This is a genomic window from Streptomyces panacea, assembly GCF_040560175.1.
Taxonomy (GTDB): domain Bacteria; phylum Actinomycetota; class Actinomycetes; order Streptomycetales; family Streptomycetaceae; genus Streptomyces; species Streptomyces panacea.
Genome location: NZ_JARJHW010000261.1, coordinates 1 through 8,053 on the forward strand (window position 1 = coordinate 1; position 8,053 = coordinate 8,053).

Sequence of the window (8,053 nt, forward strand, 5' to 3'; positions counted from 1 at the left end):
ATGTGTATAAGAGACAGGCGTTCACACCTGTGCCCCGCCCGGGCGGGGTGATGCGGGCGGGCCGGTCATTGGCAATGTACGCACCACCTGCCGAACCCCTTCCCTTGCCCGCCCGTTCACGGCTCAATACCAGGGTTCGAGTGCACCACTCCTGTCCATTCCTGTCCCTCTCGACACTCCTGGGGAGCCGCCGGCATGTGCAACGACCACACCGAACACGCGATGGGCAGACGCGGTCTGCTCGTGACCGGAGCCGCCGCGGCCCTTACGTTGGGCAGCGTGAGCTTCGCGAACGCGGCACCCGGCGGCAGCGGCGGCGACAGCGGCCAGGAAGAGGCCAGGACCGTACGCGGCACCCTGCCGCCCGGCTCCCCCGACTTCGTCTACCTCCCGGTCGAGGTGCCGCGTGGCGTGCGCGAGATCCGCGTCGCGTACAGCTACCAGCGGCCCGCCGTCCCCGCCGGCACCCAGGGCAACGCCCTCGACATCGGCATCTTCGACGAGCGCGGCACCGACCTGGGCGGGGACGGTTTCCGGGGCTGGTCCGGCGGCGCGCGCACGGAGTTCTTCATCCGCGCCGACGAGGCGACCCCCGGCTATCTGCCGGGCCCGGTGCGGTCCGGGACGTGGCACATCGCGCTCGCGCCGTACACCGTCGCGCCGGAAGGGCTCGCGTACGAGGTCACGATCACCCTCGCGTACGGTGCCCCCGGCCGCACCCCGCGACCGGTCCACCCGCCCGAGCGGGCCAAGGGACGCGGGCGCGCCTGGTACCGGGGCGACTGCCATCTGCACTCCGTGCACTCGGACGGCAGGCGCACCCCCGCCGAGATCGCGGCGGGCGCGCGGGCCGCCGGGCTGGACTTCATCAACACCAGCGAGCACAACACCTCCTCCTCGCACGCCGCCTGGGACGGCCTGTGGGGCGACGACCTGCTCATCCTCACGGGCGAGGAGATCACCACCCGTAACGGCCATGTGGTGGCCATCGGCATGGACGCGGGCACGTTCGTCGACTGGCGCTACCGCGCCCGCGACAACCGTTTCGGGCACTACGCGCGCGAGGTACGGCGCGCGGGCGGTCTGGTCGTGCCCGCGCATCCGCACGCCACCTGCATCGGCTGCAACTGGAAGTTCGGCTTCGGGGACGCCGACGCGGTGGAGGTGTGGAACGGTCCCTTCACCCCGGAGGACGAGGTCGCCCTGGCCTCCTGGGACAACACCCTTGTCTCGTCGGCCCGTTCGGGGCGGCCGTGGACCCCGGCGATGGGGAGCAGCGACGCGCACCGAGACCCCGAACCGATCGGCACCCCGCAGACGGTCGTCCTGGCCGACGAGTTGTCCCGCAAGGCGATCCTGGCCGGTATCCGCGCGGGCCGCAGCTACATCGCGGAGTCGGCGGCGGTGTCCCTGACCTTCGGCGCGTCGGGCGGTCGCGGACTGCACGCGGGCATCGGCGAGCGGCTGCGGGTGGCCGACGACGACCCGGTGACGGTACGTCTGGAGGTCACCGGCGCCCCGGCGGGCAGTTCGGCGCGCATCGTCACCGACCAGGGGACGCTGCACACCGTCACGCTGCCGGAGTCGGGGACGGGGACGGTGGAGTGGCGTACGACGGCCGAGTACGCGACGTACGTACGCGCCGAGGTACGCCGGCCAGCGACGGCCCCGCCCCTCCCGGGCAACTTCGTCGCGCTGACGAATCCGGTTTTCCTGGGGCGTGAGGGCGCGTAGGCCCCTGTCGGACCCGCCTCCGTCCGGCTTCCGACCCGCTTCCGGCCCGCCTCCGCCCCGCCGTAGTGTGAGTGATCCGGCAGGGAAAGGGCGAGGGCGGGCATGGCACGTACGACGGGGGTCAATTGGCGAGCGTGGGCGGCGTGGACGGCCGGGGCGCTGGTCCTGGTGGTCCTGGCGGGCTGGATCTGGTGGGAGAAGAGCGGCACCCCTGAGCGCCGGAGTTACGAGAAGGCCGTCAAGACCTTCTGCGGGGGCTTGCCGGCTCACGAGAAGTCCTCACAGTTCGAGGGCCTGCGAACCGGCACGAATCTGGCGAGCGACATCACCCTGGGTCCGGACGCGCACTTCTGCCGTCTCGGCTCGGCCCCGGCGGAGGTGACCGTGGCCCGACTCCGCGCCGGGGAGCACCAGAACCCGGACCTGGAGCGGGCCGTGCCGCACTTCAGTGGCAGCCTGCCGCCCGTTCCGCTGCCCGGCGGCTGGCGCGGTGCGATCGACGGCGGTTCGGTCCGGGTCCTGGTCGGCTGCCGTGGCAGCGAGGACCGCGTCGCGGTGACGGTCGGCTCCTACCTCGACAGGATCGGCCAGGAGGAGACGGAGGCTCGTCGGGCGTCGGACGACGGGTGGCTCGACAGCGATCTGTTCTGGGCCCGGTTCGCCGTCGCCACGGCCGTCAAGGCCGCGGCGAAGTGGGACTGCGACGCCGAGCCGGGCGACCCCCTGCGGGCGCTGCCCCCCACGGTCATCGAGCCCGAATCGGTCGCCGCCGCCGACGGCACCTGCGCCGGTCTGCCCTTCGCCCGCGACAAGCGGCTGGAGGAGATGGAGGAGACCGCGGTCGGTGGCGCTTCGGTGTACGAGACCTGTCGTGTCATCGCCTCGCACTACTTCGACAGTCCCTACGTCTTCACCGCCCGTTTCGGCCCGGACGCGCTGCTCGGGCGGGACCCTGCCGACGTCAACTCGGAGGCGAGGGCCGGAGTCGGCGAGAACGGCGCCTGGGCGAGCGCCGACTGCCACGGCGATGCCGAGCGCGCCCGGTTCACCGCGATCGTGCCGCCCGAGGCCGCCACCGTGTGGCTGCCCGGTGAGAAGGGCGAGGAGACCTTCGGGCTGCCCGCGTTCCGGGAGTTCGCCGAGCGGTCGGCGGAGCGGCACGGCTGCACGGATCTGCGCCTGCCGTCGGAGCGTCGCCTGCCGTCGGCGGGGTGAGCTCCCGTCACCGCCGGTTCCGGGTGTTCACGATGTTCAGGATTTACCCGGAGGGTCGTCGTCCTTTACCGTGTCGAGGGCTTGTGCAGACCCCCGCCCGAGGCTGACGCCGCCACTCCGGACAAGGCAGACTGTCGGGGGCGATACCGGCAGTTCGGGGGCAGGGGAAGCTATGGACCGTGACAGCGGGCCGCGCGTACCGGAGCAGCGGACTCCGGCCACACTGGACAGCACAGCGACGAGCACGCCCACAAGCACGGCGCCGAGCACCGCGATGCCCTCACCGAGCAGCGCGCCGAGCGGCAGCGCCCCGGCCGCGCCCGGACCCGCGCCAAGCGCCCCGGCCGCGCCCACCCCGGCCCCGGCGCCCCCCGTCGGCGAGCTGCGCTTCAGCGTGCTCGGCCCCGTACGCGCCTGGCGCGGCGGCGACTTGCTGCCGCCCGGTTCGCCCCAGCAGCGCGCGCTGCTCGCCGCCCTGCTCCTGCGCGACGGCCGTACCGCCACCGCCGGGGAGCTGATCGACGCGATCTGGGGCGAGTCGGCCCCTTCCCAGGCGCTCGCCGCCGTACGGACGTACGCCTCCCGCCTGCGCAAGATCCTCACCCCCGGTGTCCTGGTCAGCGAGTCCGGCGGCTACGCCCTGCACACCAGGGCCGACGCCCTGGACCTGAGCATGGCGCAGGAGTTGGCGGCAGCCGCCGAGAAGGAGCGGACCTCGGGCAACCGCCGGCAGGCCCGGCTGCTGATCAACAAGGCCCTGGGTCTCTGGGACGGCGAGCCGCTGGCGTCCGTGCCCGGTCCGTACGCCGAGACCGAGCGCCACCGGCTCGACGAGTGGCGCCTCCAACTCGTCGAGCACCGGCTGGACATAGACCTGGAGCTGGGCCGGCACGCGGAGGCCGTCTCCGAGCTCACCGCGCTGACCGCCGCGCAGCCGCTGCGCGAGCGCCTGCGCGAGCTGCTGATGCTGGCCCTCTACCGCAGCGGCCGACAGGCCGAGGCGCTGGCCGTGTACGCGGACACGCGCCGCCTCCTCGCCGACGAACTGGGTGTGGACCCGCGCCCCGAACTCGCCAGGCTCCAGCACCGCATCCTCCAGGCGGACGCCGAGCTGGCCCGCCCGGTGGAGGAGACCGCGCCGGTCGCGACCTTCACCCGGCCCGCCCAACTTCCCGCCACGGTGCCGGACTTCACGGGCCGGGACCTGTTCGTACGGGAGCTGGGCAGCCGGCTCGCGAGCGCCGAGGGATCGGTGATGGCGGTCTCCGCACTCGCCGGTATCGGCGGCGTGGGCAAGACGACGCTCGCCGTGCATGTCGCGCACGCGGCCCGACCGCGCTTCCCCGACGGCCAGTTGTACGTCGACCTCCAGGGCGCGGACGCGCGCTACGCCGAACCGGAGGCGGTGCTCGGCTCGTTCCTGCGGGCGCTCGGCACACCCGACTCGGCGATCCCGGTCTCGCTGGACGAGCGCTCCGCGCTGTACCGCTCGGCGCTGGACGGCCGCCAGGTCCTGATCCTGCTCGACAACGCGCGTGACGCCGCGCAGGTGCGCCCGCTGCTGCCCGGTACGGAGGGCTGCGCCGCGCTCGTCACGAGCCGCGTCCGGATGGTCGATCTGGAGGGCGCCCACCTGGTCGACCTGGACGTGATGTCGCCGGAGGAGGCGCTCCAGCTGTTCACCCGCATAGTGGGTGTGGAGCGCGTCACCTCCGAGCGCGAGGCGGCGCTGGACGTGGTCGCCGCCTGCGGATTCCTGCCGCTCGCCATCCGTATCGCCGCCTCCCGGCTGGCCTCGCGCCGTACCTGGACGGTCTCGGTGCTCGCGGCGAAGCTCGCCGACGAGCGCCGGCGGCTGGACGAACTCCAGGCGGGCGACCTGGCGGTGAAGGCGACCTTCGAGCTGGGCTACGGCCAGTTGGAGCCCTCGCAGGCCCGCGCGTTCCGGCTGCTGGGGCTGGCCGACGGCCCGGACATCTCGCTGGCGGCGGCCGCCGCCGTACTGGATCTGCCGCCGCACGAGACGGAGGATCTGCTGGAGTCCCTGGTGGACACCTCCCTCGTCGAGTCGGCGGCGCCCGGCCGCTACCGCTACCACGACCTGGTCCGGCTCTACGCACGCGCCTGCGCCGACCGCGACGAACAGCCGCCCACCGGCATCGACTCGGCACTCTTCCGGCTGCTGGACTTCTATCTGGCGACGGCCGCGCGGGTGTACACGATCGAGCGGCCGGGCGACCGGCTCAAGGACCATCTGGAGCCGACCGAGTACGAGGGCCTGGTCTTCACCGACCGCCAGGAGGCGCAGGACTGGTTGTACGCGGAGGCCGACTGCCTGCTGGCGTGCGCGCGGCAGGCGGCGGGCGGGACCCGGCTGCGGGTCGCCGTGGACCTGCTGTGGGCCGCGCAGGACCTGGCGGAGTCGGGTGCCAACTCCAAGTCGTACGAGGCGGCGGCCCGTTCGGCGCTCGCCGCGGCCCGCGAGGCGGGCGACGCCCGTACGGAGGGCCGCGCCCGGACCTCGATGACCAACGTCCATCTGGTGGCGGGCCGTTACGAGGACGCGGACGAGGAGGCCCGGCAGGCGGCGGCGCTGGCCGAGTCCGTACAGGACCCGGCGCCGGTCTACTGGTCGGACAACGACCGGGGCATCATCGCCTTCAACCAGGGCCGCTTCAAGGACGCCGAGGCGCATCTGCTCAAGGCGATGGAGGGTTCCCGCGCCGACGGCAACCGCCCCGGCGAGGCGAGCGCCCTGTGCAACCTCTCGCGCATCCAGCACTCCATGGGCCGTACGTCACGGGCGATAGCGCTGGCCGAGCAGGGCGTCCAGGTCTACGACAGCATCGGTCACACCCTGCGGCTCTCCAACGCCCGCTTCGCGCTGGGCATCGCGCTCACGCACGCCGGGCGGCACGCCGAGGCGCTGGAGCAACTGGGCGAGGCGCTGGCGGGGTTCGAGGCGAACCGGCAGCGGCTGTGGGAGGGCACGACCCACTTCCGTATCGCCCAGGCCCATCTGGCGGCCCGGCGCGCCGGCGCGGCCGCGCAGCACGCCGAGCAGGCGCTCGCGATGGGCTGCATCGGCGGCGACCGGACGAGGGCCAACGTCCTGATCACGCTGGGCAAGGCGCTGGAGAACCTGGGGCAGGCGGACCGGGCGCGGGTGTGCTGGCGCGAGGCGCTGTCGCTGCTCGGCCGGTCGGACGTGGCGGAGGCCGAGGAGGTACGGGGGCTGCTCGAAGCCCCGCTCAGCGCGGCATGAGTCCGGCTCCGCACGGCGCGAGCCCGCTCGGCGGGACGTGCGTCCCAGGTGCGTCCCGCTCGGCGCGGCGTGAGTGGCCCGAGGGACATCCGATGTTCTACGGGGTGCCCGGCCTGGGCGTTCATCGAATGTTTATGCTCTTTCGGCATGCTCCAGTGCATATTCGATCCGTCGCCTCGGGGGGCAGACGGGTCGCTTGGGACCACCAGCTCCGTATGGGGCCGGGCGGTCCACCAGGCCTTCTGCCCGGAGACCTCGGGGGAGTATCCGGGCAGAAGGCCGCCTCGTAAGACGTAGTGCGATCCCAAGGGGGAAAAGATGAGCACCGAGAAGAACGCGGACGACATCACCACGCAGGGCGACCACCACTCGCCGGCGCCGCCCAAGGACGGTGGCGTGACCACGCAGGGCGACAACCACGCGCCCGCGCCGCCCAAGGACGGTGGCGTGACGACGCAGGGCGACCACCACTCGCCCACGCCGCCGAAGTAGCGGTCGCACGGGGGGAGTTCTTACGGGGGACGTAGCACGGGGGCAGTACGGGTCGCGGTCGCGGCGGCGGGGAGGGGAGCTGCCGCGACCGGGCCCGGCGGGGGGTGAAAGACAGAAGAACGACGGAAGTCGGGACCGTTCAGGGGGTCCCGCCGACCGTCGTTCTTCTGTCTTTCAGGTGTTCCCAGGTGCTCTCATGTGCTCTCAGGCAGAGGTGCGGATGGCGTTGTCGACCGTGCACTCGCCGCCGGAGGCGCCTTCTTCGCCGGACATGTCCACGGCGACGACCTCGACGCTGTCGGAGCCGCCCGCCGTCACGCCGGAGAGGCTGCCGGCGCTGGTGCCGACCGTCGCGCCGGAGGAGTCGGTGAACTCCACCGTGAACGAGTAGGTGTAGTCCACGGCGCCGCTGTTGTTGGCGGTCACCGTCGCGACGAAGCTCTGCTTGGCCGTGTCGTACTTGCAGCCGGCGATGGTCAGGTCGCGGGCCGCGTCGGCCGAGCTGCCACCCGTCACGGAGCCTCCCGTGGTGGTGGAACCCGACGTGCTGTCGCTGTCGTAGTCGTCGTCGTAGTCACTGTCCGAGTGGCTGCCACCGCTGGAGCCGGAACCGCTGCTGGAGCTGGAGCAGCCACCGCCGCCGGAGCCACGGGCGCCGGTCAGCGCGACGATGGCGATACCGAAGACGGCTATGGCGCGGACATGGCGAATTTTCATTTCAACCCCCGTTGAAAATGGTGCGGTTGGTCACTGTTGATGCCCTTTTGTCGAGCACATGTCACCCTAGCAGGGCGTGAAGGGTGCTCGGCGCACGCGCGAGGGGTGCCCGGAGCACAGGACCTCGGTGCACGGGACCAAATCTGGCGGCCCCTGGTTCCCGGGCGTAGCGTCGAATTTCGGCAGCTGTGCTCCGCACGCCCATCCAAGGAGGCCGTCGATGGTCCGCAACATCATCGGGTCGGTCCTCGCCGTCATCGGGGCCGCCGCGGCGGTGGCGAGCCCGTTCCAGGCCTGGTACGACGGCCGGCACGGCCGGGACTACCGCGTCGAGGACCTGTTCAACGGCATCACCGGCACCAGCTCCGACCTGTGGGTATCGCTCCTGCTGCCCTTCGTCTTCGCCGCGCTGGTCACCCTGCTCGGGCTGGTGCTGCGCTCGCGGCTGCTGGTGGCACTGTCCGGGGTGATCGTGCTCGGATTCACCATCCTGTGGATGGTGCGCCAGGGACAGCGCGCCGACGGTCTCAAGCTGACCAGCGACGGCACGGGTGTCGGCCTCGGCGTCGCCGCTGCCTTCGGCGGCGGGGTGCTGCTGCTGATCGCGGCGGCGGTGATGAGCGGCCGGCA

6 protein-coding genes are annotated in these 8,053 nt (G+C 72.4%); 5 read left to right on the top strand and 1 reads right to left on the bottom strand.

The window, feature by feature from the left end:
* The first annotated feature begins 195 nt into the window (after positions 1-195).
* From P3L51_RS33710 to P3L51_RS33725, 4 genes are all read left to right on the top strand, one after another.
* Entirely contained in the window at positions 196-1,734 is a 1,539-nt protein-coding gene (locus P3L51_RS33710) for a CehA/McbA family metallohydrolase (protein ID WP_354609159.1), read from the top strand.
* 102 nt (positions 1,735-1,836) lie between these two features.
* On the top strand, positions 1,837-2,949 hold the full coding sequence (locus P3L51_RS33715; protein WP_354609160.1) for a hypothetical protein: 1,113 nt from the start codon (positions 1,837-1,839) through the stop codon (positions 2,947-2,949).
* Between the two features lie 172 nt (positions 2,950-3,121).
* Positions 3,122-6,214, top strand: a complete 3,093-nt coding sequence (gene afsR, locus P3L51_RS33720) for an SARP-family global regulator AfsR (protein ID WP_354609161.1) — start codon at positions 3,122-3,124, stop codon at positions 6,212-6,214.
* 318 nt (positions 6,215-6,532) lie between these two features.
* Positions 6,533-6,706 (top strand): sigma-like protein, encoded by a 174-nt coding sequence (locus P3L51_RS33725; protein ID WP_354609162.1) that lies wholly within the window; start codon positions 6,533-6,535, stop codon positions 6,704-6,706.
* A gap of 204 nt (positions 6,707-6,910) precedes the next feature.
* On the opposite strand, the gene P3L51_RS33730 is transcribed toward P3L51_RS33725, so the two are convergent.
* On the bottom strand, positions 6,911-7,423 hold the full coding sequence (locus tag P3L51_RS33730) for a hypothetical protein (RefSeq protein ID WP_354609163.1): 513 nt from the start codon (positions 7,421-7,423) through the stop codon (positions 6,911-6,913).
* 220 nt (positions 7,424-7,643) lie between these two features.
* Here P3L51_RS33730 and P3L51_RS33735 point away from each other — a divergent pair.
* The coding region (locus P3L51_RS33735) for a hypothetical protein (protein WP_354609164.1) at positions 7,644-8,053 on the top strand (410 nt) is incomplete at its 3' end.

Excerpts from the sequence above, each read along its gene's own strand:
- P3L51_RS33725 (WP_354609162.1), top strand. The coding sequence starts at position 6,533 with ATGAGCACCGAGAAGAACGCGGACGACATCACCACGCAGGGCGACCAC.
- P3L51_RS33710 (WP_354609159.1), top strand. The coding sequence starts at position 196 with ATGTGCAACGACCACACCGAACACGCGATGGGCAGACGCGGTCTGCTC.
- P3L51_RS33715 (WP_354609160.1), top strand. The coding sequence starts at position 1,837 with ATGGCACGTACGACGGGGGTCAATTGGCGAGCGTGGGCGGCGTGGACG.
- P3L51_RS33730 (WP_354609163.1), bottom strand. The coding sequence starts at position 7,423 with ATGAAAATTCGCCATGTCCGCGCCATAGCCGTCTTCGGTATCGCCATC.
- afsR (WP_354609161.1), top strand. The coding sequence starts at position 3,122 with ATGGACCGTGACAGCGGGCCGCGCGTACCGGAGCAGCGGACTCCGGCC.